Genomic DNA, 1,241 nt, shown 5'->3' with positions numbered 1-1,241 from the left:
GCGCAGATCCGTCATGAGATTGCGCACCGCCAGCGTCATCCCGATCGATTCTTCGGTGAACGGCTTGCCGTTCGGCGCGATCACGTCGGCGCCCGCCTTCACGCAGCGGCTGGCGAGCGGAATGTCGGAGGTGACGACGACGTCGCCCGGCTTGGCGCGTTCGGCGATCCAGTCGTCGGCGGCATCCATGCCGCTACCTGCGGCGATGCGCTCGATCAAGGGATCCTGTGGCACGCGAATGAAATTGCCGGCCACCACGCTCACGGGCACGCCGTGCCGGAGCGCGACGCGGTAGATCTCGTCCTTCACCGGACAGGCGTCGGCGTCGACATAGATGCGGGTGGGCGTGTCAGTCATCGGCGGGGTGGTAGCCCATTCGGGCCGCAAAGGCGAGGGGATTGACCGGTGTTCCCCGGGGCCTACGATCGGCCCGAAACAACAGGAATTTTGGGGAAGGGTAGCCATGCCGAACCGGCTCGAGACCTACCGCGTCGAGGCCTACAACACCGCCAAACAATCCGAAAACAAGATGCATGACGACCACGTAGCGCGTCGCTTCGGCTTTTCCGGCGGGCTGGTGCCTGGTGTCGACGTCTTCGCCTACATGATGCATGTGCCGGTCGCGTACTGGGGCCGCGATTTCCTGTCACGCGGACTGGTGGAGGCCCGCTTCATCAAGCCGGTCTATGACGGCGAGACGGCCGATGTCGATGCAACCGAGCACAATGGCCTGCTCACGATCGAGGTGTTCAGCCGCACCGAGCTGTGCGCCACCGGGACGGCCTCGCTGCCGGCGGGCGCGCCGGTGGTGGATTTGAACGACTATCTTGCGGTCCCCGCGGTCGCCGAGCGCAAGCCGGTGAGCCCCGCGACGTTCGAGACCGGCAAATGCCTCGGCACGGAGCCACGCCGATGGATCGGGCAGGCGGCCGCGGACTATCTCGCCGAGATCAGGGAAACCGATCCGATCTTCGCGCGTGAGGGGCTCGGCCATCCCGGCCTGATCCAGCGCGTGATGAACCGCGTCCTCGTCGACAACACCATTTTAGGCCCATGGATCCACGCCGGCAGCCGCATGCAGTTGCTGTCGCCCGCGCGCGCCGGCGACGAGATCGTTGCGCGGGCCAAGGTGACCGCGAACTACGAGAAGAAGGGCCACCGCTTCGTCGAGCTCGACGCGCTGGTCGTCGCCAATGGCGAGACACCGCTGGCGCATTGCCAGCACACCGCGATCTACCAGC

The 1,241-nt window shown here is 66.2% G+C and carries 2 protein-coding genes; one reads left to right on the top strand and one right to left on the bottom strand.

Features of this window, described 5'->3' with window-relative positions:
- On the bottom strand, positions 1 to 357 hold a 357-nt coding region (locus tag AC1D00_RS41725), incomplete at its 3' end, for a YaiI/YqxD family protein (RefSeq protein WP_477014722.1).
- A 106-nt stretch (positions 358 to 463) separates the two neighbouring features.
- On the opposite strand from AC1D00_RS41725, the gene AC1D00_RS41720 reads away from it, so the two are divergent.
- A partial coding sequence (locus AC1D00_RS41720; protein ID WP_477014721.1) for a hypothetical protein occupies positions 464 to 1,241 on the top strand: 778 nt, incomplete at its 3' end.

Source organism: Bradyrhizobium sp. P2_E8, from assembly GCF_056403875.1.
This window is presented reverse-complemented; position numbering and strand designations above follow the sequence as displayed.